Consider the following 20,825-nt stretch of genomic DNA (forward strand, 5'->3'; position numbering starts at 1 on the left):
AGTGTCCCCGCCAGAACAGGGAACGTGCATGACGACAATTCTTTCCATCAGGGATTTACGCAAATCTTACGCCGGTGGGTTTGAGGCCCTGAAAGGTGTTTCGCTGGATATCGAGCAAGGCGAAATTCTGGCGTTGCTGGGACCAAACGGCGCCGGCAAAACGACCCTGATATCCACCGTTTGTGGGATTACCACGCCGACTTCGGGCACCGTTACCGTCGGTGGGCATGACATCCAGACCGAGTTCCGTGCCGCGCGCCGTATGATAGGTTTGGTGCCGCAGGAGATCGCGCTTGAGCCATTTGAGAAGGTCTGGAACACAGTTCGGTTTTCGCGTGGTCTGTTCGGATACAGCAGCGACAATGCCCGGATAGAAGAGATCCTGCGCAAGCTGTCACTGTGGGACAAGCGTAAGAACGCGATCAAGGAACTCTCCGGCGGCATGAAACGCCGTGTGCTGATCGCCAAGGCCCTGGCTCATGAGCCGCGCATATTGTTCCTGGACGAGCCGACTGCCGGCGTGGATGTCGAACTGCGTAAAGACATGTGGGAGATCGTGGCCGAACTGAAACAGGCCGGGGTCACCATCATTCTGACTACGCATTACATCGAAGAGGCCGAGGCCATTGCCGACAGGGTGGGCGTCATTGACAAAGGTGAGTTGCGGCTGGTGCAGGACAAGGACACCCTGATGGCCCAGATGGGCAAGAAACAGATCGAGGTTATGCTGACCGATCCCATCAAGGTCATTCCCGATAGTCTGGCAGCGCATAACCTGACGCTGAACGGCAATGGTGATGCGCTGGTCTATACATATGACACTCATGCGGACCGTACCGGGATCACCACGTTGCTGAACGATGTGGCGCAGGCCGGTCTGGTGCTGCGCGACGTGCAGACCCGGCAGTCGAGTCTGGAAGAGATTTTCGTAAACCTCGTGTCCGGAGAACCCGCATGAACTGGTCTGCCATCGCCGCCATCTACCGCTTCGAAATGGCCCGGTTCTTCCGCACCATGGCGCAGAGTTTTCTGTCGCCGGTCCTGTCGACCTCGTTGTATTTTGTCGTCTTCGGCACCGCGATTGGCAGCCGCATTCAAGAGGTTGAGGGTGTGTCTTACGGCGCGTTTATCGTGCCAGGCCTGATCATGTTGTCGGTTGTGATGCTGGCGATTTCCAACGCGTCATTCGGGATCTATTTCCCAAAGTTTCTGGGCACGATTTACGAGCTGTTATCGGCGCCCGTAAATTTCATAGAAATTGTAATAGGTTACGTTGGGGCTGCCGCCACTAAGTCGCTGTTTGTCGGGTTGGTGATCCTTGTGACCGCCACCTTCTTCGTAGACATACGCATCGAACATCCCTTTGCGATGGCGGCGTTTCTGATCCTGTCCTGCCTTAGTTTTTCACTGTTGGGCTTTATCATCGGGATATGGGCCAGCAATTTTGAGCAGATGTCTTTGGTACCTCAACTGGTGGTCACGCCGCTGATCTTTTTGGGCGGCACTTTCTATTCTATCTCGATGCTGCCGCCGCTTTGGCAAACAATCACCCTGTTCAATCCGGTCGTTTATCTGATTTCGGGCTTTCGCTGGTCGTTCTATGGGTTGGCAGATGTGCCGATTGGTTTCAGCCTGCTGGCGATTCTGGCGTTTACGGGGATTTGTTTGGCCGTGATCGGATGGATATTCAAAACCGGCTGGCGCATTCGCAGCTAGGGTTTGAGGCGAGGGGGCGTTGCATTTTTGCCCTTCATGTGTGGGAATTTGGTTCACGTCGCGTTTTAGGCCCGAACAGTCCCTTGTTTAGCGCAGACCCGCACTCTACATCGGCACCCATGAAACTCAGCCTGCCGTTTGTCAAAAAACAGCCCCTCGTGGCCGTGGTCCGTTTGTCGGGCGCCATCGGAATGGCGGGGCGTGGGTCGTTGAACGACACCGCACTCGCCCCCGTTTTGGAAAAAGCGTTTCGCAAAGGTAAGCCCGCGGCCGTTGCGCTTGAGATTAATTCGCCCGGCGGCTCGCCCGTGCAAAGCTCTCTGATCGGATCGCGTATTCGGCGGCTGTCAGACGAGCTTGACGTGCCTGTCATCGCCTTCGTCGAAGATGTCGCCGCATCGGGTGGATATTGGCTGGCCGCGGCCGCTGACGAGATCTGGGCTGATGACAGCTCGGTCCTGGGGTCGATTGGTGTGATTTCGGCCGGGTTCGGCGCCCACGTTTTTCTGGCGCGACAAGGTATTGAACGGCGGGTACATACCGCAGGCAAATCAAAGTCGATGCTTGACCCGTTTGCACCGGAAAAAGAAGAGGATGTCGCGCGGCTTCAGGGCTTGCTGGGCGATATCCACGAGAATTTCATCACCCATGTCAAAGACCGCCGCGGCGATAAGCTTGATACCAGTGCGGATCTGTTCACGGGTGAGGTCTGGCTGGCCAGACGTGCGCAGGAACTGGGCTTGATCGAGGGCATAGCCCATCTCAAGCCCATGATGCAGGACCGGTTCGGTGATAAGGTGAAGTTCCGCCGCTATGGCCTGCGCAAACCGTTCTGGTCGCGGTTTGGAGCTTCGCTGACCCAGGACGCAATAACCGGGCTTGAGGAGCGGGCGGCCTACGCGCGCTTTGGTCTGTGACGTGATTATCAAGATTGTAACCCTTTTCCTGATCGCTATGGGTGTCCTGGCGATGTTCGGCAAGCTGCGCTTTCCGGGGCAGAAAAGGCTGCAATCTGCAAGATGCCCACGCTGTGGACGGTTCAGGATCGGTAAAGGCCCCTGCGCCTGCGAAAAAGGAGGCCGTACATGACGGCATGGCTGTTATCCGGCCTTGGATTGCTGATCTTGCTGCTGGCGGGTGATGCTTTGGTGCGCGGCGCAGTTAACTTGAGCCTGCGTCTGGGCGTGCCTGCCTTGATTGTCAGCCTGACCATTGTGGCCTTTGGAACCTCGGCCCCCGAGCTGTTGATCGCAATCAGCGCGATCCAGGAAAACGCGCCGGGGATCGCACTGGGTAATGTTGTCGGTTCGAACACGGCAAACATCCTGTTGGTTTTGGGATTGCCGGCCTTGCTGGCCACGCTGCACACCAGCGAATGCAACACTCGAAGAAACTATGTGTTCATGCTGCTGGCCACAGTGTTGTTCATCGGTCTTGCATTCTGCGGCGTGTTCAATCTGGCCAGCGGCGCAATTTTGCTGGCTGCTCTGGGATTGGTCCTGTTCAACGCATTCCGAGATGCGCGCGCACACCGCAAAGCCTGTGGTGAAGCCTGCGCGGAAGAAGATGAGCTGGAAGGTCTGGAAGAAGCCGACCCGGACATGCCGTATTGGAAGCTGTCGATTTATCTGGTCCTGGGTCTTATCGGCCTGCCGATGGGTGCGCATCTTCTGGTCGACAACGCCACGATTATTGCCCGAACCTATGGCGTCAGCGAAACAATTATTGGCCTGACACTGATCGCGGTCGGAACCTCTCTGCCAGAATTGGCAACGACCGTGATGGCGGCCCTGCGCAGACAGGCTGACGTTGCCTTGGGCAACGTGATCGGGTCGAATATGTTCAACCTGCTGGCCATTGTCGGCATAGCCACGCTGTTTGGGCGCATCCCGGTTGACCCGGAATTCTTGCAATTCGATCTGTGGGTCATGCTTGGCGCATCGCTTCTTTTGATACCGTTTGTGTTCCTGAAGAAAGACATCACGCGCGGCTGGGGTCTGCTGTTGACCCTGCTGTATGCGGTCTACATTGTCTCGCTGTTGGCGTAACCTGAAGATAGGGGAAATCCATGGCCCGAGCGTTGGTGACCGGTGCAGGTATCCGTCTTGGCCGAGCAATGACCCTGTATTTGGCAAGGCGGGGATATGACGTCGCTGTACACTACGCGACGTCCGAGCAACCTGCTGCTGAGACCGTGGCAGAGGTGCAGGCGCTTGGGCGGAAAGCGGTTGCCCTGCAGGCTGATCTGCTGGACGAAGCACAGGTCGAAGCCTTGTTGCCCCGCGCGGCGGAGGCGCTTGGAGGACCGATCACCTGTCTGGTGAACAACGCGTCGATTTTTGAATATGACAACCTTCGATCCGCCACGCGACAAAGCTGGGACCGGCATCTCGACAGTAACCTGCGCGCGCCATTCGTTCTGACGCAGGCCATGGCCGCGCAGGGGCTGAAGCCGGGCACGGACGAGGCGGGCGAACCTGTTGCCACCGGTCTGATCGTTAACATGGTAGATATGCGGGTGCGCAAGCTCACGCCAGAGTTCATGACCTATACGATTGCCAAGATGGGTCTGTGGGCGTTGACCCGAACCTCGGCACAGGCGCTCACGCCAGCGATCCGCGTCAATGCGATCGGCCCGGGACCAACAATGCAGGGCCACCGGCAAAGCGAAGAACACTTTCAGGCGCAGCGTGCAAACACGGTTCTGGAACGTGGGTCGAACCCGTCAGATATCACTGCCGCCTTGGGCTATTTCCTGGATGCGCATGCGGTCACGGGGCAGCTTTTATGCGTCGACGGTGGGCAGCATCTGGGGTGGAAAACGCCGGACGTTCTGGGCCTTGAATAGGTAAAACTGCTGCAAGTTTTGCACCGCTCTCGTTTCTGTTACATGCGCGTTACAAAAATGTCTTTTTTTTCATACACTTGCCTTGTGAATGAAAATATTTACCATAAAAACAACAGGTTAAATATTTGCTTATTTTTTGTGCAAATCAAGGATTCCTTAATGAAACAAGGGAAATTCGCCAAGCTCAGAAACTTATCTTCACACTTATCCACAGAAACCGTGGATTTGTTTTCTCTTGATCTGAAGGCCACAAGATTGCAGCCATGGTCAGAGAATCATATCTCAGGCAAATGACAACAGACAGCGACCCGACCCAAGACACTCAAAAGACCGGCTATGCCTGCATTCAGCGGTATGTGAAAACGCTGGACAACTCACCTGGTGTATATCGGATGTTGGATGCGGACAGCCGGGTTCTGTACGTTGGGAAAGCGCGTAATCTCAAGGCGCGTGTGTCGAACTATGCGCGGCCGGGGCATTCGGGGCGGATCGAACGGATGATCGCGGCGACAGCCTCGATGATGTTCCTGACCACAAGGACTGAGACCGAGGCGCTGTTGCTGGAACAGAACCTGATCAAGCAGCTCAAGCCTAAATACAACGTCTTACTGCGCGACGACAAAAGCTTTCCCAATATTCTGGTCGCCAAAGAGCACACCTATCCGCAGATCAAAAAGCATCGCGGTGCAAAGAAAGAGAAGGGGACCTATTTTGGCCCCTTCGCCAGCGCGGGTGCGGTGAATCGGACGCTGAACCAGTTGCAAAAAGCGTTTCTGTTGCGCAATTGCTCGGACTCCATGTTCGATAGCCGGACGCGTCCCTGTCTGCTCTTTCAGATCAAGCGCTGTTCCGGGCCTTGCGTGAACCTGATCTCGGAAGAAGAGTACAGCGAAAGCGTCAAAGATGCCGAGCGGTTCTTGTCTGGCCGGTCGACCAAAGTGCAGGAAGAACTGGCGGAACAGATGATGGCCGCGTCCGAGGCAATGGAGTTCGAGCGTGCAGCCGGACTGCGTGATCGCATCCGCGCGCTGACGCAGGTGCAGACATCTCAGGGCATCAACCCGCGTGGCGTGGCCGAGGCGGATGTGATCGGCCTGTATATGGACAGCGGGCAGGCTTGTGTTCAGGTGTTCTTTATCCGCGCCAATCAAAACTGGGGAAACAAGGATTTCTATCCACGTGTCGGTGCGGATGTGTCCGCGGCTGAGGTGATGGAGGCTTTCCTTGGCCAGTTCTACGACAACAAGGAACCGCCGCGGCAACTGATCCTTTCGGATGCCGTCGAAAACGCTGACCTGATGCAAGAAGCACTAAGCGAGAAGGCGGGACGCAAGGTCGAAATTCTGGTGCCTCAACGGGGTGAAAAACAGGAACTGATTGCGGGTGCGTTGCGCAACGCACGGGAGTCTCTGGCCCGACGGATGTCAGAGAGTGCCACGCAAGCCAAGCTTCTGCGCGGAGTGGCTGAGGCGTTTGATCTGGACAGCCCGCCGAACCGGATCGAGGTTTACGATAACTCTCACATCCAGGGCACCAACGCCGTCGGCGGGATGATCGTAGCAGGCCCGGACGGGTTCATGAAAAATGCCTATCGAAAGTTCAACATTCGGGGCGACGACCTGACCCCTGGTGACGATTTCGGGATGATGAAAGAGGTTCTGACCCGCCGCTTTACCCGCCTGCAAAAAGAGGATCCAGATCGTGACAAGGGGATGTGGCCCGACCTTTTGCTGATTGACGGGGGTGCGGGGCAGGTGAGTGCCGTGCGTGAAATCATGGTCGAGCATGGGGTCGAAGACATCCCCATGGTTGGCGTGGCTAAGGGCGTTGATCGCGATCACGGCAAGGAAGAATTCCACCGTACCGGGCAACGCCCATTTGCGCTAAAGCGCAACGATCCGGTGCTATACTTCATTCAGCGCCTGCGGGACGAAGCACACCGTTTTGCAATCGGCACCCACCGCGCGAAACGTGCCAAGGCCGTCGGAGCAACGCCGTTGGACGAAATCCCCGGAGTTGGTGCCGCGCGTAAGCGTGCCTTGCTGGCGCATTTTGGCAGTGCCAAGGCGGTCAGCCGGGCTAATCTGGCGGATCTGAAAGCGGTCGAGGGGATCTCAGCCGGGTTGGCGCAAAAGGTCTATGACTTCTTCCACGACAAAGGCTAGGCCTTGCGCCCGCGCCACAAGATGTACAGGCCCGAAGCCACGATCAGTGAACTGCCGATCCACATCGTCTGGTCGAGATCTTCGCCAAAGAAGACCACACCCAGGGCGACACCGAACAGCAGGCGGGAATAGCGGAATGGCGTGACGGCGGATACCTCTCCCGTCCGCATGGCTTTCATCAAGGAAGCGTATGCGATTGCGCCAAGACCTACTGCTCCGGCGACATGCAGGCATGTGTGGAAGGGCACTGGCGCAATCGGGGCCTGTTCCCAAAAGCTGTAGGCGAGACCGGCGACAATCACGCTGATAAAGCCGTAGAACCCCAACACTTCGGTTCCAAGACTGGCGGGGGCAACCCGGCTGGCCAGATCGCGACCGGCAAATCCCAACATCCCGAGCACGGCAAGCAGAGACAGGATGGTAAAACTGTCTCCGGTCGGTTGGATGATGATCACTACGCCGATCAGGCCGACGAGAATTGCGCTCCAACGTCTCCAGCCCACGGTCTCGCCGAAAAGAAGCGCGGCGCAGGCAACGACCACAAGCGGCGTGGCCTGAAGAATGACGGTCGCGGACGATAGCGGTGTCAGTGTGATGGCCAGAACGTAGAACAACCGCCCGAGAATTTCGAAAACCGCGCGGATTTTCATTGCCGGCGACAGCACATCGGACTGCAGCAACCGTGTGCCCCGCGCGATGGCGACACAGGCAAAGATCATCGCGCCGCCCGCTCCGAACAGGACCAGAATTTGCCAGATGGGTAAGGCAATTGCCGCCGCTTTCAGCAGCGCGTCTTCCAGAGCAAAACATGCCATCGCTCCGATCATCCACGCGCTGCCGATCAGGTTTGCGCGCGCGTCGGTCTTTATATTCGGGGTCATCTGGTCGTCTTCGCCATTGGGCCTTTTCGGTGGCACTCTGACGACAATCCGGTCCGAGGCCAAGGCCAATATCCGGTGCCGATCTAGGCTGCGGCGCTTTGACCAAGCCTCTGTGATCGGTGCAGTTTTTTTCCGCCTTGTCTTTTCTGTCCCTGACTGGCGATGTAGGGTCCGCTTCATGAAGTGGAACCTGCCGAATATCCTGACCGTCTTGCGCCTGCTGGCCGCGCCCGGTCTGGCCGTAATGTTTCTGTATTTCACCAGACCCTATGCGGACTGGTTTGCGTTGATCCTGTTCTTGTCTGCCGCGATTACCGACTGGTTTGATGGATACCTGGCTCGCGCGTGGAAACAGGAAACCAAGATCGGCGCCATGTTGGACCCGATTGCGGACAAGGCGATGGTGGTGATCGCGCTGATGATCCTCGTGGGTTACTCCGCTGAGCACTGGACGCCCTGGTTGGTGTTGCCTGCCACAGTGATCCTGTTCCGCGAAGTTTTTGTCTCGGGCCTGCGGGAATATCTGGGCGATACAGCTGGAACGCTGAAGGTCACGAAGCTGGCGAAATGGAAAACAACCGCGCAGATGGTGGCGATTGCCATTCTGTTTTCGCAGGGGATTTTCGAACACTACTTTGTGATGGCTACGTTCGGTATGGATGCCGCAACGATGGATCAGGTTCTGACAGGTCAATTGGAAGACCTGAATCATATGCGCTGGCACCTCGAGGCGATGTTCTGGTCCGGTCGCATTGGGCTGTGGCTGTTGTGGATAGCGGCGGCCCTGACATTGATCACCGGCTATGACTACCTACGTAAAGCCATGCCCCATCTGAAGGAGAGCTAAGGGATGGACGTGCTGTATTTTGCATGGGTACGCGAACGGATTGGCCTGCCGAAAGAGCGGATCGAAACCGAAGCCGCAACTGTATCCGATCTGGTCGCCGAGCTCAGCGCGCGCGAAGACCGCTATGCTGCCGCTTTTGCGGACCTATCCGCATTGCGTGTTGCACTGGATCAAGAGCTGTCCGACTTTGACGCATCCCTTATTGGCGTGCGCGAAGTGGCGTTTTTCCCGCCGATGACTGGCGGTTGAAACGATGCGTATTTCGGTTCAGCAGGAAGAGTTCGATCTTGGGGCCGAAGCCAATGCCTTTGCCACCGGAGACGATGCCAATGGCGCCATCGTGACCTTTACCGGCGTGGTGCGCGATCTGGTATCGGGCGATCTGGATGTGATGGAAATCGAACATTACCCCGGCATGACCGAACGGGCGCTGACCAAAATCGCGGAAGAGGCGCAGAGCCGCTGGTCGCTGGGCGATGTTCTGGTGATCCACCGGCACGGGCGTCTGGCTCCGGGTGATCGGATCATGATGGTCGCCACGGCTGCACGGCATCGCAAAGACGCGTTCGAGGCGGCCGAGTATCTGATGGATTATCTGAAATCCCGCGCCCCGTTCTGGAAAAAGGAAATCACGTCGTCGGGCGCGGAATGGGTTGATGCCAAGGATGAAGACGAAAACGCACTGAACCGGTGGTAGGTGCGTTGCCCGGCACCGGGTCAAACAGGTGCCGGGGCTGTTCAAAGCAGGTTAGGTGCTTTGTTCCGTGTTACATTGCCGTGCTGCTTCGATGGCTTTTTTGGTTCCATCAAGGCTTACGGTGAATGCGAACTCTTTTTTCGGAAACACCGTCATTTCGTATTTGTTCATGACGTCATCTACAAACTGGGCGTTATTCGCAAGGATGTACCCGCCGGTATAACCGTCAGCGAGATGCTTGGTCTTCTTGTGCGCTTCAGCTTCGTAGACGTTGCCGTCGAGTGACAGAAATATCTTTTCTTTCTTACCCTTCAGGCCAATGTCGTTCTTCGTGAAGACACCAAGATAGCCCATCTCGTGGTCCTTGGTCAGACCCATCTGAACGACGTTCTGGTTTTCGTCCATACGCTCGATCAGGCAGGACCCACGGGAGTCATCCACAAAGATTGTCCAGCCGGATTCTTCGCCCCAGTTGGTGAAGGTGTCATTCTCTGACGGGATTACATCACTTGACGCCCAAGCGGCAGCAGTGAAGATGCTTAGAGTTGCAGCAGCAGTTAATGATGATTTGAAATTCATAGTACACTCCAATTTTCTGGATAGTGAACAGTGATGTGCGTAGGCAAAAAAACGCACCAATTCATAGTATTGAATTTGTTTTGAAAATTGAAGGCGACCGCCTGTGATCGGCTAATTTGTGCCGACGTATTCATTTGTCATAACTAAGCACAGGCCGCCTAAGACAGCAGTTGCGTTCAGTCCGCGTTGTTGATGCGACCGCGCAACTCTTCAGCCTCTTGCCGGGCAGCGCGCAGACCGTCCATTGCCGCGGCCAGTTCCGCTTCGGTCTGGGTCAGTTGGTTCGTCAGCTCTGCCTCTCGCTGCTGGAGGTATGTGATTGCTTGATCGCGCGTTTCCTCGGCCTCGTGCAGTTCCTGGCTCATGCGGTCCAGATCGGCCACGTCGCTTTGGCGGACGCGCGACAGGCGATGTGCCAGCCAGTTGGCGAACCAACCCATGCAAAAGGCGGCAAACAGTATGACGGCGGTGGCGATGATAAATTCAATTCTGTTCAACTTACTGGTCCCCTGCGCCCGAGTCTGTTTCCGTTTCTGTGGCTTCAGCCTCTGGCTCTGCGTCTTGTGACGTCTCTGTTTCGTCTTCCATCGCTTCCAGCGCGGTTTCGGAATCCGCAATGGGTTCGGGCCGGATCAGACGGAATTCGATGCGCCTGTTTTCTTCACGTCCGGCCTCGGTATCATTGTCGGCGATTGGCTGGGTTTCGCCATAGCCCATCGCGGTAAAGCTAGCTGTGGGCACGCGCCGCGCGCGCAGCTCATTTAAGATGGATTGCGCCCGCGACTGGCTGAGCTGCTGGTTCATCTCTTCGCGGCCCTGGCTGTCAGTGTGGCCCTGAATCTCCAGTCGGATGGGTCCGCATTCCCGCAGGATGTCGGCGATCTGATTGACCGTATCGCGCGATTCGGCGGCGACCGTGGCAGAACCTGGTTCAAACGCGATTTTGGAACCTGCCTGAACCTCGGCGATGCGCTCTTCGCAAACACCCGGGTCGGGCAGCTTGTCTGCGGGCTCGGGTGGTTTTTGATAGGTGATCGACAAGTTGAAATCCTGTGCTTCGCCCAACTTGTCCGACAGCAACCCCGAAATATAAGCCCTGGTTTTGGGATCATGGCTTATGCCACTCAGGGCCACTTCGTCCGGCGTCACGGTCAGCGCTCCGTTGTGCAGTTGCGACAGTGCCTCAAGCCCGCTCAGGACGCGAATGGGCCAATCTGCCGGTAAGTCGGGGGCGATGCGGGTAGCTGTATGGACGTGTTCATAACCAAATGCAGCACGTGCATAGCTGTCGACCATGTCGCGCAGAGTTTCATCACCCAATCGGCCTCGCATTTGCACCAGCCCTTCGGGGCTCCGCGTAGCTGAGAATTCGGGAGGGCCGGATTGGTCTTCCGTCTCGGGTTCCGGCAGAACCGCGTGCAGGGCAAAGACCTCGGGCAGTGCGTTTTCCAGTTCGCCGATCACTTGGTCGAACACCGCGGTACTTGTACCTTCAGCCGCGACCAAGGTGATATCGGCGTCTGATAACGTAACAGTACCCTGACCGATGTCCGACAAGGCCCGAATGCTGAGCACAGCGGCATCAGGCCAACGTGGAGACGGTTCGCCCAGACCGATGGTGCAGGAGTACGGGCCATGCAGACCTGCATCCTGAGCGGCCGCGACGATCCGATCCCGCGCCTTTTCATCCTGGGCTGAGCAGGCGTCGAAACGCCCGCCATTTTCATCGATCAGATAGCGCAGCGTAAAGGGCGTAATGACCGGGCGAGGTGCCGAGATCGACAGGCCAATGCGCAGGCTCGGCGGTGCCGCACGGGTCAACTCTTGCTCGAGCCGCTCTTTTTCCTGCTGGCTGTCGGCAATTGCGGTCACCTTCACAAGACCGGGGCTGGCCGAGATTTTGGCCCTGGGCAAACGGGTCAGCGCCTCGACCGCAAAAGTAATCGCTTCGTCCCATCCTTTCGGCTTTGGATAATCGGCGGTTTCCAACAAATCTGAGACCGGCCCGTCATTCAGCCTGCGCAATCTCTCTGTCAGCGCGTCGCGATCTTCGCTGACCGGGATCAGGCCAATAACCGATATTCCGCTGTCGTTGCGCAGAATCTCGGCTGAAAAGCGTGGCGAGGCCAGCTGCGTCGTGGGTGCGACTTCCATTTCGTCAATGACGCGCGAGGTGTCGACCTCGGTCCCTGCCGCTGTCAGAGCGTTGAATCGTGTGGCCTCATCCGAAGCCGTACCAGTCAGAACGACCCGCAGCCCGTCCGATTGGACCTCGGCCCAGTCATGGCCCTTCAGGTCCAGCGCACGTCGCACGGCGAACTCCGAGGCCTCTTCGACTTTTGTCACGGCAAAACTTGCCGCCAAAAGAGACAGCCCTGCGGACACAAGGAAGACAAATGCAACGACGAAGACATAAGGCAGGCGCATGTGCGGACTATCGACTCCTCGGGTGAGTGTTCGGAACTCTTACAGAGGGCTAGGCCAAGGTGCAATCAGAGCAACAAGGCGACGCAGAGGAAGATCAGCGGAATAAGGCCGGTGTCGCGGTTGGCGCGGAACAATTGCAGCAGTTTGGCGTTGTCCTCAATATCAAGTCCACGCAGTTGCCAGGCCATGTGCCACCCCATCGCCCATGGCCCGGCAAGGGCCACCACCAAGGCTATGATTGATGCCTGTGTCGTTGCCGCGTCGATTATTGCCAGCCCCATAAGCGCCACGGTGGCGACCAGGAAATACTTCAACCATCGTGCAGTGTCGGTTCCAAACAGGCGGGCTGTGGACTTGATTCCGATCAGCTCGTCATCCTCGGCGTCCTGATGGGCATAGATCGTGTCATAGAACAGCGTCCATGCGATTCCGGCCACGTACAGCGTGATTGCGGGTACACCTACGGTTCCCGTGTGCGCAGCCCAGGCCAGCAGGATGCCCCAGTTGAAGGCCAAGCCCAGAAATACCTGCGGCCACCAGGTGAACCGCTTGGCATAGGGGTAGATTGTCACCGGCAACAGCGACAGAACGCCCATTGCAATCGCGGCTTGGTTGAAAGTCAGAAGAATCATCAGCGCCAGCAGGCATTGCAGCCCCATCCAAATCACGGCCTGACGCACGCTGACCTGACCGGATGGGATTGGGCGGGATCGGGTGCGTTCCACCTGCCCATCGAACTCGCGGTCGGTAATGTCGTTCCATGTGCAGCCTGCGCCGCGCATCAGAAATGCGCCGAAAGCGCAACCGATGGCGATCCAAAGGTCCTCCCATCTGGGGTTACCGTCACTGAGGATGGACAACGCCAATCCCCACCAACAGGGAATCAGCAGCAGCCAGGTGCCGATAGGACGATCCGCACGGCTGAGGCGCAGATAAGGGCGGGTGAACGCGGGCGCATAGGTGTCGACCCAGTTGCCGCCGACGGCGTCGGCAACTTGTCCGTCTGGTGTTGGCGCATTGCCTTGCATATGTAAGGTCTCATGAGTGCAAAGATTAGACTGTATGTAGAGCACCCTCTGGGGCAGGGGCAATCGGTTCCTTTGACGCGTGATCAGGCCCATTACCTGTTCGGCGTCATGCGTCTGTCCGTCGGCGGACAGGTCGCGTTGTTCAATGGGCAGGACGGAGAGTGGCTGACCGAGGTGACCGAGGCAGGTAAGCGGGGTGGCGTTTTAACGTGTTTGGAACAGACCAAACCGTTGCAGTTGCCACCCGATTTGTGGTTCCTGTTTGCGCCGATTAAAAAGGCGCGCACGGACTTCATCGTTGAAAAAGCAGCCGAAATGGGCGTGGCGCAGATCATGCCCGTGCAGACCGAATTCACCAATTCTGAACGCATCCGGCAGGACCGCTTGCAGGCTCATGCCGTCGAGGCGGCCGAGCAATGCGGCGGGACTTTTGTGCCCGGAGTTGCCACATTGCAGCGACTGGACCGCGTGTTTGACAGCTGGCCCGAGGACCGCCAGCTCATGTTCTGCGACGAGGCCGAGGTCGGATCGGCCCTGCGTCTGGCCGCGAATGAAAAGGGTCAACCTTGGGCTATTTTGATCGGCCCTGAGGGCGGCTTTTCCGATCGCGAGCGCGCTAGGTTGTCGGCTTTGCCTTTTGCCCATGTTGTCAGCCTCGGTCCGCGCATCTTGCGCGCTGACACTGCCGCTGTCGCGGCGCTGACCATGTGGCAGCAGGCCTTGGGGGATTGGTCGTGACGTGGCGGTTGGCGCAGGAAGAGGATGTGCCAGAAATCGACGGCTTCCTTTTCCGGCACATCCAGACCTCGATGTTCCCATTGGCCAACCTGCGGGATTTTGGCTTGCGCGGTTCCGACCCGCGCGCGGTCAATATGTGGGTTCTGGGCGATGGGCCGCGCGCGGTTTTTGGGATCACGAATGAAGGTATGGTCCTGCCGCAGTGTCCCGAATGCACGGACGAGGAACTCAGCCAAGCGATTCGCCTAATCCGGGGGCGCAAATTGTTCGGTCTGGCGGCAGAGGCCGGCCAGGCGCGCCGGGTTCTTCAACTTGCTGGCTGGGAAAACCGGCCTGCGACCCTGAACAGTGATGAGCCGGGTTTCTCGCTGGATCTAAAAGACCTTGTTATGCCGGACATCACTGGCGCGGAACTTGTATCGCTAGAGGATCTGGACCGGTCTACTGCAGTGGGTTGGCGGCAAGACTACCTGATCGAAGCAATGGGGTTTGACCCTGAGCGGGCGGAACCACAGGCGCAAAAAGACATCGCAGCCTATATCGGACGTGATACCCATCGGGCTTTGCTGGTGGACGGTCAACCAGTTGGGATGACGGGGTTCAACTCGCGGTTAGCCCAAGTCGTCCAAATTGGGGGTGTCTACACGCCGCCGGACTTGCGTGGGCATGGCTATGCGCGACTGGCTGTCGCGTTGCATCTGCGCGAGGCGCGCAGCAACGGCGCAACCCGCGCTGTTCTGTTTGCCGCTAGCGATGCTGCTGCGCGTGCCTATATAGCTATTGGGTTCAGGCCAGCCGGCCACTATTCCCTGATTTTGTTCAAAAAACCTGAGGATACGGCATGAGTTTCATCCGACCCGAAGCCAAATTGGCCCTGTGGCGCTGGCGCGAAGTGCTTGCTGCTGGTGCTGTCCTGCTGGTTGGCCTTAGTTGGATCGGCGGACCCGGTGGGCTGCTGGGTTGGTTGGGTTGGGTTCTTATTGTCGTTTCGATTGCCCTGGCCATCGTTGGCGTTCAGCGTGCCCGCTTTCGTTCGGGCGCCGGTGGTCCCGGTCTGGTGACAATCGACGAGGGCCAGATCACCTATCTTGGCCCTTTGGACGGCGGAATCGTTGCCGCGCGGGAAATCGAACGCCTTGCGCTGGATCCGACTTCGTCCCCGGCGCATTGGGTTCTGGATCAACCGGGGCAGCCTGCGCTTCACATTCCTGTGAATGCGGAGGGGGCCGAAGCACTGTTCGACGTCTTCTCGGCCTTGCCTGGGTTAAAAACCGAACAAATGCTGTCGGAACTGAACGGTGGCGCGACGCACCCGGTGGTTATCTGGGAGCGCACTCCCTCGCGCCCGGCCCATTTGCGGTTGCATTGACACTGGCGCGGTTTAAGACCACGACTGACCAAACGACAGACACAGCAGGATCGGAGCACGGTTCATGTCCATCCCCCAGTCCGGCGGCGGACCGATCGAACGCCATGAGCAACTGGCCGAATATCTAGAATCGGGCTGCAAGCCCAAACAGGATTGGCGTATCGGAACCGAGCATGAAAAGTTCGGCTATTGTAAAGACACGCTGAAGCCACTGCCCTTTGAAGGCGAGCGTTCCATTCTTGCGGTACTTCAGGGCCTGCGTGATCTGCATGGCTGGGCCCCAGTGGAAGAGGCCGGCAAGCTGATCGGGCTGGAAAAAGACGGGGCGAACGTCTCGTTGGAACCCGGCGGGCAGCTGGAGCTGTCGGGCGCGCCGTTGGAGACCATTCACGAAACCTGTGACGAGGTGAACGCGCATCTGCGCGACGTGAAGGATATCGCGGACAAGATCGGTGTTGGGTTCATTGGTCTTGGGGCCGCCCCGATCTGGACGCATGAGGAAATGCCGCTGATGCCCAAGGGGCGCTATCGGCTGATGAACGACTACATGGAAAAGGTCGGCACAATGGGCCGGTCGATGATGCGCCGGACTTGCACGGTTCAGGTCAATATCGACTTTGGGTCCGAGGCCGACATGGTGCAGAAACTGCGCGTTGCACTGGCGTTGCAGCCGGTGGCAACCGCTCTGTTTGCCAATTCACCGTTCTTCGAAGGCAAGCCCAACGGCCAGAAAAGCTGGCGCAGCTATATCTGGCGGCATCTGGATGATGCACGCACCGGCATGCTGCCCTTCGTGTTCGAGGACGGATTCGGGTTTGAAGCCTGGGTGGAATACGCCTTGGATGTGCCGATGTATTTCGTCTATCGCGACGGTAAATATATCGACGCGCTGGGCCAGTCCTTCCGGGACTTTTTGCAAGGCAAACTGCCTGCGTTGCCAGGCGAAACGCCGACGCTGTCTGATTGGGCAGATCACCTGACGACAGCCTTCCCCGAGGCGCGGATCAAAAAGTTCATGGAAATGCGCGGGGCAGATGGTGGACCGTGGCGGCGCCTGTGCGCCTTACCCGCATTCTGGGTCGGTCTGACCTATGATCAGGGCGCGCTCGACGCGGCTTGGGATCTGGTAAAAGGCTGGGATGCTGAAACCCGCGAAGCGCTTCGGGTCGCTGCAGCTCAGGACGGTTTGCAGGCGCAGGTCGGCAAAATCAACATGCACGATCTTGCCGGCGAGGTCGTTTCAATTGCTGAGGCTGGCCTGAAATCCCGCGCCTTCCCCGGTGCCGGTGGGCTGGTGCCGGATGAGACACATTTCTTGAACGCGCTGAAAGACAGTATCGAAACCGGTAAGGTTCCGGCGGATGAGTTGCTGGATCACTACAATGGCGACTGGAACGGCGATCTGACCAGGATTTATCCCGATTTCAGTTACTGAGCCGTCTCCGGGTTCTGTTGCTCTTAAGTGAACTTTTGCCAATTAATTCGATGTGACCTTGCCAATCGGCGGGGTTCATCGGGTATTGTGGGCAAGGTTTTCCCGAGCGTGATGGCATAATGGCCCGTATCAGCGAACTGCACTATTCCAATGCTTACGCCGCGCAAAGCGGTGTGTCGGAGTTTCTTGAAGTCGCGCTGAGATCCGATGAGGATCCGGCTAATTTCACAGTGTCATTCTATCAGGCGAATGGCCAGGTTGGCATCGAGATCCCACTGGACCACCCGTCGGTTCAAGTCTCGATAGACCCCGACAATAACGAACGGGTCTTTGTGATATCCGCGGATTTCTTTCCGATCCTGCTGACAGATCCCAATGGCGGCGGTCCTAACAACTACGAAGCTTACGCGCTGACCAATACGTCCACAGGCGAGGTCATTGATTTCTATGATATCGGCGGTGGAACCACGAATATCGTAGCCCAAAACGGGTTGGCCGCAGGGGAAACATCGGAAAATCTGCCGGTTCTTGTGGGGCCGAACCAGACTACGACGACCTTGCAATTCAACCAGCCTGATCCCGACACACTAGTATATGCGCCGCTTTCGCCCGGCGATAGCGGCGCACAGTGTTTCGCAGCCGGTACATTGGTCGACACGCCGGATGGTCCGCGCAGGGTAGAAACTCTGATCCCCGGTGATCTTGTGGTGACGCAGGACGATGGTGCCTGCGCAATACGCTGGACTGGTGGCCGCACCGTATCCGGGCGGGGTCGTTTTGCGCCGGTTCGCATCCACGCCGGGGCGTTGGGGGCTGAAAGAGATGTGTACGTCTCGCCGCAACATCGTCTGCTGGTGGCGGGGTGGCAAGCGCAGCTGCTGTTTGGAGAAGATGAAGTGCTTGTCCCAGCCAAGTCGCTGATCAACGACACCTTCATCACATCCGCGCCTTGCGACATTGTCCACTATGTCCATCTGTTCTTTGACCGGCATCAACTGGTGTCGACCTCCGGCCTGATCTCGGAAAGCTTCTTCCCTGGCGCGCAGGCTTTATCCAGCCTTGATCGCGACGCTGCTGATGAACTGTTCGCCTTGTTCCCCGAGCTTCTGGAACAACCTCAAACCTATGGCCCGACCATTCGCCCCGTGCAGTGCGGCCCGCAAGCGGCAATGCTGCGGGCGATCTGATCCGTCCCTCTTGCTTTCGCGGACTGCTGTGATAGCAGAGCCTCAACAGCATTCAGGGAACCGTCATGGACGATCTTAAGGCAAAATATCTGGGTCAGATCGCCGATGCAGGCGACGAAAACGCACTCGAAGCGATCCGTGTCGCAGCTGTCGGTAAAAAGGGCGAGGTCGCGCTGAAGATGCGCGAGCTGGGCAAGATGACGCCCGAAGAACGCCAGGTTGCAGGCCCCGCGCTGAACGCCCTAAAGGATGAGATCAACTCGGCGCTTTCGGCCAAGAAAGCCGCTTTGGCCGATGCCGCGCTGGACGAACGCCTGCGCACAGAATGGCTGGATGTGACTCTGCCAACCCGCGCGCGCCGTCAGGGCTCCATCCACCCGGTCAGCCAGGCGACCGAGGAACTGACCGCGATCTTTGCCGAACTCGGCTTTTCGGTCGCCGAAGGGCCGCGGATCGAAGACGACTGGTACAACTTTGACGCCCTGAACATCCCCGGCCACCACCCTGCACGGGCCGAGATGGACACGTTCTACATGCACCGCGCCGAGGGCGACAATCGCCCGCCGCATGTGCTGCGCACCCATACCTCGCCAGTGCAGATCCGCTCGATGGAGAAACAGGGCGCGCCGATCCGCGTGATCTGCCCGGGTGGTGTGTACCGCGCTGACTACGACCAGACCCACACGCCGATGTTCCATCAGGTCGAAGGGCTGGCCATCGACAAGGACATCTCGATGGCGAACCTGAAATGGGTTCTCGAAGAGTTCGTGAAGGCGTTCTTCGAGGTCGATGACGTCGAACTGCGCTTCCGCGCCTCGCACTTCCCCTTCACCGAACCGTCGGCCGAGGTCGATATCCGCTGTTCATGGGATAACGGCCAGCTGAAGATCGGTGAGGGCGACGATTGGATGGAGATTCTGGGGTCCGGCATGGTCCACCCCAAGGTGATAGCCGCCGGTGGGATTGATCCGGACGTCTATCAGGGCTTTGCCTTTGGCATTGGTATCGACCGTCTGGCGATGCTGAAATACGGCATTCCCGATTTGCGGGCGTTCTTTGATAGCGACCTGCGCTGGCTGCGCCACTACGGATTTGCAGCGCTGGATATGCCGAACCTGCATGGTGGTTTGAGCCGTTAGAGAAATTATTGGACGACTGGCTAACAGCATATCGCGATTGGTGGAAACTTAGGGTTTCCAAACTTCCACTGCTTTGGCTGTTATGTTTGTTTCTCGCGCTTTTTGTGTTGCCAACGCTCGCATCGCGGATTTGGGAAAGTGACTCGACTGCCGTCGTGATCGCTTTTCTTGTGTCTGCGCTTCTGTTTATGCCGGGCATTCTTATTGCTGGGCTGGAGTTCTTGCGGACAGGAAGTTTCTTCCTGCGCGAAGGAACCCAAAGAGAGAAAACTCAAGACCTGATCGATAGACGGAACAGCGGTTTTTGGAAGTGGTGGTAGATAGTGTTTCTACTGGTGGTAAACCTTTCGAATTGATCGTTTCAAAGAGCATGCGCGGAGCAAAGCCCGATAGCGCGGCTTGTCACAATCTAGCACGGGGTTGTGACGTGACAGCGGGCGCAGTCTTGCTAGGGTTCGGCATATGATTTACCGATTGCTTTGCCTCCTCTTGCTGACCGCCACACCCACCTTTGCCATGGGGCCATGGAACACCGAATGCCACGGCGATACCGCGTGCGAGCTCGGTGACCGCTCATACCATGTGCTGGAACCTGAGGGTTGGGACGGGGAAACCCCTCTGCCGGTGTTGCTGCATTTCCACGGCTGGGCGCGGCAGGGTAATGTTGTCGTGAACCATGAACGCATTGCAGGCGCGACTAGGCTTCGGGGTGTGCTACTGGTGGCCCCGAACGGGTTGGGCAAAAGCTGGGATTTCTGGACCTCGGACACCGGCGACGTGCCTTTTGCCGACCGGGTGTTGAAGGACGTCGCCAAACGCTATCCGATTGACCCGGACCGCATCTATGTCTCTGGCTATTCGTTCGGCGGCGCGATGGCGTGGCGTTATGTCTGTCAGTCGGGAAATGACACGGCCGCTTTGCTGGCGGTCGCAGGCTCGATCCGCCAGACCGAGGACTGCCCGCAGGCCCCGGCCGAGGTGCGCCATGTGCACGGGACCAGCGATACCGTGATGGATTTCCCTTTTGGGCCGGGCGGGGATACGACCTATCCGGTGGCACTGTGGCGGCAGAAGTTCGGGTGTGAAACAGCGACGCCGCGCGGGGATTGGAGCGTGGTGCCGATCCTGACGCTCAGCCGGGTGGAATGGACCGATTGCGCCCGGGGGCAGGTTTCGCTGGATACGCATCCGGGCGGGCATTTCATCCCGCACGGCTGGATTGGGCGGCAGTTGGATGAGCTGCTGGGACGTGAACCGACATATCCCTGATCATTTGACTTGGACGGGTATTTCCAGCTTGGTTGCCCGGAATGATCCGAAAATGGAACTGCCCGATGAAAACCTTGCTGCTAAGCGCCCTGATCCTTGCATCCACACCTGTTCTGGCGCGAGACACCTACCCGCCGGTCGAGGTTCTGTTGCAGACCGATAAATCCGTGATTGGCGAACCGCTGGAATACCCAGAAGGCAAGGCGCAGATAACCATGGCCATCGTGACCATGCAGCCCGGCCAAAAAACTGGCTAGCACCGGCACGAGGCCCCATTGGCAGCTTACATGCTAGAGGGTGAAATCACCGTGGACTACGGGGATGCCGGGACCAAAACCTACAAAACCGGTGACGCGCTGGTCGAGGCATTCCGTTCACCTCATGCCGGGGTGAACTCAGGTGGTGATATTGCACGGATTCTGGCGGTGTTTGCCGGTGCAGAGGGCGTTTCCAACACGGTCGCGGAAGAGTAGGCACCCAAGCCCCCCGCACCCTCTTTC

The 20,825-nt window shown here is 57.9% G+C and carries 23 protein-coding genes and 1 pseudogene; 19 read left to right on the top strand and 5 right to left on the bottom strand.

Going from position 1 to position 20,825, the window contains the following annotated elements; genetic code table 11:
* Positions 1 to 28: 28 nt before the first annotated feature.
* From ACR0AK_RS21320 to uvrC, 6 genes are all read left to right on the top strand, one after another.
* A complete protein-coding gene (locus ACR0AK_RS21320) occupies positions 29 to 958 on the top strand; it encodes an ABC transporter ATP-binding protein (RefSeq protein ID WP_480794899.1) in 930 nt (309 codons plus the stop codon).
* Positions 955 to 1,716, top strand: coding sequence for an ABC transporter permease (locus ACR0AK_RS21325; protein WP_170562468.1), 762 nt, complete (start codon positions 955 to 957; stop codon positions 1,714 to 1,716). Before ACR0AK_RS21320 ends, ACR0AK_RS21325 begins: the two co-directional genes overlap by 4 nt.
* Positions 1,717 to 1,835: 119 nt before the next feature.
* Complete coding sequence (locus ACR0AK_RS21330) at positions 1,836 to 2,633, top strand: S49 family peptidase (protein ID WP_170562471.1); 798 nt, start codon at positions 1,836 to 1,838, stop codon at positions 2,631 to 2,633.
* A gap of 168 nt (positions 2,634 to 2,801) precedes the next feature.
* A complete protein-coding gene (locus tag ACR0AK_RS21335; RefSeq protein WP_170562475.1) occupies positions 2,802 to 3,764 on the top strand; it encodes a calcium/sodium antiporter in 963 nt (320 codons plus the stop codon).
* 20 nt (positions 3,765 to 3,784) lie between these two features.
* Positions 3,785 to 4,564, top strand: a complete 780-nt coding sequence (locus ACR0AK_RS21340; protein ID WP_170562480.1) for an SDR family oxidoreductase — start codon at positions 3,785 to 3,787, stop codon at positions 4,562 to 4,564.
* A 290-nt stretch (positions 4,565 to 4,854) separates the two neighbouring features.
* Positions 4,855 to 6,729, top strand: a complete 1,875-nt coding sequence (uvrC, locus tag ACR0AK_RS21345; RefSeq protein WP_480794900.1) for an excinuclease ABC subunit UvrC — start codon at positions 4,855 to 4,857, stop codon at positions 6,727 to 6,729.
* Here uvrC and ACR0AK_RS21350 read toward each other — a convergent pair.
* The gene (locus ACR0AK_RS21350; RefSeq protein ID WP_480794901.1) at positions 6,726 to 7,610 is read right to left on the bottom strand and encodes a DMT family transporter; all 885 of its coding nucleotides are present in this window, start codon (positions 7,608 to 7,610) and stop codon (positions 6,726 to 6,728) included. The genes uvrC and ACR0AK_RS21350 overlap by 4 nt on opposite strands.
* Before the next feature lie 178 nt (positions 7,611 to 7,788).
* Between ACR0AK_RS21350 and pgsA the strand changes: the two genes are divergently transcribed.
* From pgsA to ACR0AK_RS21365, 3 genes are read left to right on the top strand one after another with little or no spacing between them, the layout of a single operon-like run.
* On the top strand, positions 7,789 to 8,457 hold the full coding sequence (gene pgsA, locus ACR0AK_RS21355) for a CDP-diacylglycerol--glycerol-3-phosphate 3-phosphatidyltransferase (protein ID WP_480794902.1): 669 nt from the start codon (positions 7,789 to 7,791) through the stop codon (positions 8,455 to 8,457).
* 3 nt (positions 8,458 to 8,460) lie between these two features.
* Positions 8,461 to 8,706 (top strand): molybdopterin converting factor subunit 1, encoded by a 246-nt coding sequence (gene moaD / locus ACR0AK_RS21360; protein WP_480794903.1) that lies wholly within the window; start codon positions 8,461 to 8,463, stop codon positions 8,704 to 8,706.
* Between the two features lie 4 nt (positions 8,707 to 8,710).
* The gene (locus ACR0AK_RS21365) at positions 8,711 to 9,154 is read left to right on the top strand and encodes a molybdenum cofactor biosynthesis protein MoaE (protein ID WP_480794904.1); all 444 of its coding nucleotides are present in this window, start codon (positions 8,711 to 8,713) and stop codon (positions 9,152 to 9,154) included.
* A gap of 51 nt (positions 9,155 to 9,205) precedes the next feature.
* On the opposite strand, the gene ACR0AK_RS21370 is transcribed toward ACR0AK_RS21365, so the two are convergent.
* The 4 genes from ACR0AK_RS21370 to ubiA all read right to left on the bottom strand — a co-directional run bounded on the left by ACR0AK_RS21370 (position 9,206) and on the right by ubiA (position 13,188).
* Positions 9,206 to 9,733, bottom strand: coding sequence for a hypothetical protein (locus ACR0AK_RS21370; protein ID WP_170562494.1), 528 nt, complete (start codon positions 9,731 to 9,733; stop codon positions 9,206 to 9,208).
* Between the two features lie 176 nt (positions 9,734 to 9,909).
* Positions 9,910 to 10,230, bottom strand: coding sequence for a hypothetical protein (locus ACR0AK_RS21375; protein WP_058273621.1), 321 nt, complete (start codon positions 10,228 to 10,230; stop codon positions 9,910 to 9,912).
* A 1-nt stretch (position 10,231) separates the two neighbouring features.
* On the bottom strand, positions 10,232 to 12,160 hold the full coding sequence (locus tag ACR0AK_RS21380; protein ID WP_170562497.1) for an OmpA family protein: 1,929 nt from the start codon (positions 12,158 to 12,160) through the stop codon (positions 10,232 to 10,234).
* Positions 12,161 to 12,225: 65 nt separating this feature from the next.
* Positions 12,226 to 13,188, bottom strand: coding sequence for a 4-hydroxybenzoate octaprenyltransferase (gene ubiA, locus ACR0AK_RS21385; protein WP_170562501.1), 963 nt, complete (start codon positions 13,186 to 13,188; stop codon positions 12,226 to 12,228).
* 12 nt (positions 13,189 to 13,200) lie between these two features.
* Between ubiA and ACR0AK_RS21390 the strand changes: the two genes are divergently transcribed.
* From ACR0AK_RS21390 to ACR0AK_RS21435, 10 genes and pseudogenes are all read left to right on the top strand, one after another.
* Entirely contained in the window at positions 13,201 to 13,926 is a 726-nt protein-coding gene (locus ACR0AK_RS21390; protein WP_170562504.1) for a 16S rRNA (uracil(1498)-N(3))-methyltransferase, read from the top strand.
* Positions 13,923 to 14,771: a GNAT family N-acetyltransferase gene (locus tag ACR0AK_RS21395; protein ID WP_368040302.1), complete on the top strand. Its 849-nt coding sequence runs from the start codon at positions 13,923 to 13,925 to the stop codon at positions 14,769 to 14,771. Before ACR0AK_RS21390 ends, ACR0AK_RS21395 begins: the two co-directional genes overlap by 4 nt.
* Positions 14,768 to 15,295 carry a hypothetical protein gene (locus ACR0AK_RS21400; protein WP_170562507.1) on the top strand — a complete coding sequence of 176 codons (528 nt, stop codon included), beginning with the start codon at positions 14,768 to 14,770 and terminating at the stop codon, positions 15,293 to 15,295. Before ACR0AK_RS21395 ends, ACR0AK_RS21400 begins: the two co-directional genes overlap by 4 nt.
* Before the next feature lie 64 nt (positions 15,296 to 15,359).
* Entirely contained in the window at positions 15,360 to 16,730 is a 1,371-nt protein-coding gene (locus ACR0AK_RS21405; protein WP_170562510.1) for a glutamate--cysteine ligase, read from the top strand.
* Positions 16,731 to 16,849: 119 nt separating this feature from the next.
* A complete protein-coding gene (locus ACR0AK_RS21410) occupies positions 16,850 to 17,917 on the top strand; it encodes a Hint domain-containing protein (RefSeq protein WP_480794905.1) in 1,068 nt (355 codons plus the stop codon).
* A gap of 65 nt (positions 17,918 to 17,982) precedes the next feature.
* Positions 17,983 to 19,056: a phenylalanine--tRNA ligase subunit alpha gene (gene pheS, locus ACR0AK_RS21415; RefSeq protein WP_480794906.1), complete on the top strand. Its 1,074-nt coding sequence runs from the start codon at positions 17,983 to 17,985 to the stop codon at positions 19,054 to 19,056.
* 8 nt (positions 19,057 to 19,064) lie between these two features.
* Positions 19,065 to 19,376 (top strand): hypothetical protein, encoded by a 312-nt coding sequence (locus ACR0AK_RS21420; RefSeq protein ID WP_480794907.1) that lies wholly within the window; start codon positions 19,065 to 19,067, stop codon positions 19,374 to 19,376.
* A gap of 142 nt (positions 19,377 to 19,518) precedes the next feature.
* Complete coding sequence (locus ACR0AK_RS21425; RefSeq protein WP_480794908.1) at positions 19,519 to 20,325, top strand: CE1 family esterase; 807 nt, start codon at positions 19,519 to 19,521, stop codon at positions 20,323 to 20,325.
* A gap of 65 nt (positions 20,326 to 20,390) precedes the next feature.
* The gene (locus tag ACR0AK_RS21430) at positions 20,391 to 20,582 is read left to right on the top strand and encodes a cupin domain-containing protein (protein ID WP_480794909.1); all 192 of its coding nucleotides are present in this window, start codon (positions 20,391 to 20,393) and stop codon (positions 20,580 to 20,582) included.
* Between the two features lie 12 nt (positions 20,583 to 20,594).
* Positions 20,595 to 20,798, top strand: a pseudogene (locus tag ACR0AK_RS21435) (cupin domain-containing protein); the annotation flags it as partial.
* Positions 20,799 to 20,825 lie beyond the last annotated feature (27 nt).

It is taken from the genome of Ruegeria sp. BI12 (assembly GCF_056537985.1).

What these genes read in the sequence shown, in the direction of transcription:
- ACR0AK_RS21380 (WP_170562497.1), bottom strand. Translation starts at nt 12,160, where the DNA reads ATGCGCCTGCCTTATGTCTTCGTCGTTGCATTTGTCTTCCTTGTGTCC.
- ubiA (WP_170562501.1), bottom strand. Translation starts at nt 13,188, where the DNA reads ATGCAAGGCAATGCGCCAACACCAGACGGACAAGTTGCCGACGCCGTC.
- ACR0AK_RS21430 (WP_480794909.1), top strand. Translation starts at nt 20,391, where the DNA reads ATGAAAACCTTGCTGCTAAGCGCCCTGATCCTTGCATCCACACCTGTT.
- pgsA (WP_480794902.1), top strand. Translation starts at nt 7,789, where the DNA reads ATGAAGTGGAACCTGCCGAATATCCTGACCGTCTTGCGCCTGCTGGCC.
- ACR0AK_RS21320 (WP_480794899.1), top strand. Translation starts at nt 29, where the DNA reads ATGACGACAATTCTTTCCATCAGGGATTTACGCAAATCTTACGCCGGT.
- ACR0AK_RS21330 (WP_170562471.1), top strand. Translation starts at nt 1,836, where the DNA reads ATGAAACTCAGCCTGCCGTTTGTCAAAAAACAGCCCCTCGTGGCCGTG.
- ACR0AK_RS21340 (WP_170562480.1), top strand. Translation starts at nt 3,785, where the DNA reads ATGGCCCGAGCGTTGGTGACCGGTGCAGGTATCCGTCTTGGCCGAGCA.
- ACR0AK_RS21410 (WP_480794905.1), top strand. Translation starts at nt 16,850, where the DNA reads ATGGCCCGTATCAGCGAACTGCACTATTCCAATGCTTACGCCGCGCAA.
- ACR0AK_RS21405 (WP_170562510.1), top strand. Translation starts at nt 15,360, where the DNA reads ATGTCCATCCCCCAGTCCGGCGGCGGACCGATCGAACGCCATGAGCAA.
- moaD (WP_480794903.1), top strand. Translation starts at nt 8,461, where the DNA reads ATGGACGTGCTGTATTTTGCATGGGTACGCGAACGGATTGGCCTGCCG.
- uvrC (WP_480794900.1), top strand. Translation starts at nt 4,855, where the DNA reads ATGACAACAGACAGCGACCCGACCCAAGACACTCAAAAGACCGGCTAT.
- ACR0AK_RS21400 (WP_170562507.1), top strand. Translation starts at nt 14,768, where the DNA reads ATGAGTTTCATCCGACCCGAAGCCAAATTGGCCCTGTGGCGCTGGCGC.
- ACR0AK_RS21370 (WP_170562494.1), bottom strand. Translation starts at nt 9,733, where the DNA reads ATGAATTTCAAATCATCATTAACTGCTGCTGCAACTCTAAGCATCTTC.
- ACR0AK_RS21325 (WP_170562468.1), top strand. Translation starts at nt 955, where the DNA reads ATGAACTGGTCTGCCATCGCCGCCATCTACCGCTTCGAAATGGCCCGG.
- ACR0AK_RS21425 (WP_480794908.1), top strand. Translation starts at nt 19,519, where the DNA reads ATGATTTACCGATTGCTTTGCCTCCTCTTGCTGACCGCCACACCCACC.
- ACR0AK_RS21365 (WP_480794904.1), top strand. Translation starts at nt 8,711, where the DNA reads ATGCGTATTTCGGTTCAGCAGGAAGAGTTCGATCTTGGGGCCGAAGCC.
- ACR0AK_RS21350 (WP_480794901.1), bottom strand. Translation starts at nt 7,610, where the DNA reads ATGACCCCGAATATAAAGACCGACGCGCGCGCAAACCTGATCGGCAGC.
- pheS (WP_480794906.1), top strand. Translation starts at nt 17,983, where the DNA reads ATGGACGATCTTAAGGCAAAATATCTGGGTCAGATCGCCGATGCAGGC.
- ACR0AK_RS21390 (WP_170562504.1), top strand. Translation starts at nt 13,201, where the DNA reads ATGAGTGCAAAGATTAGACTGTATGTAGAGCACCCTCTGGGGCAGGGG.
- ACR0AK_RS21335 (WP_170562475.1), top strand. Translation starts at nt 2,802, where the DNA reads ATGACGGCATGGCTGTTATCCGGCCTTGGATTGCTGATCTTGCTGCTG.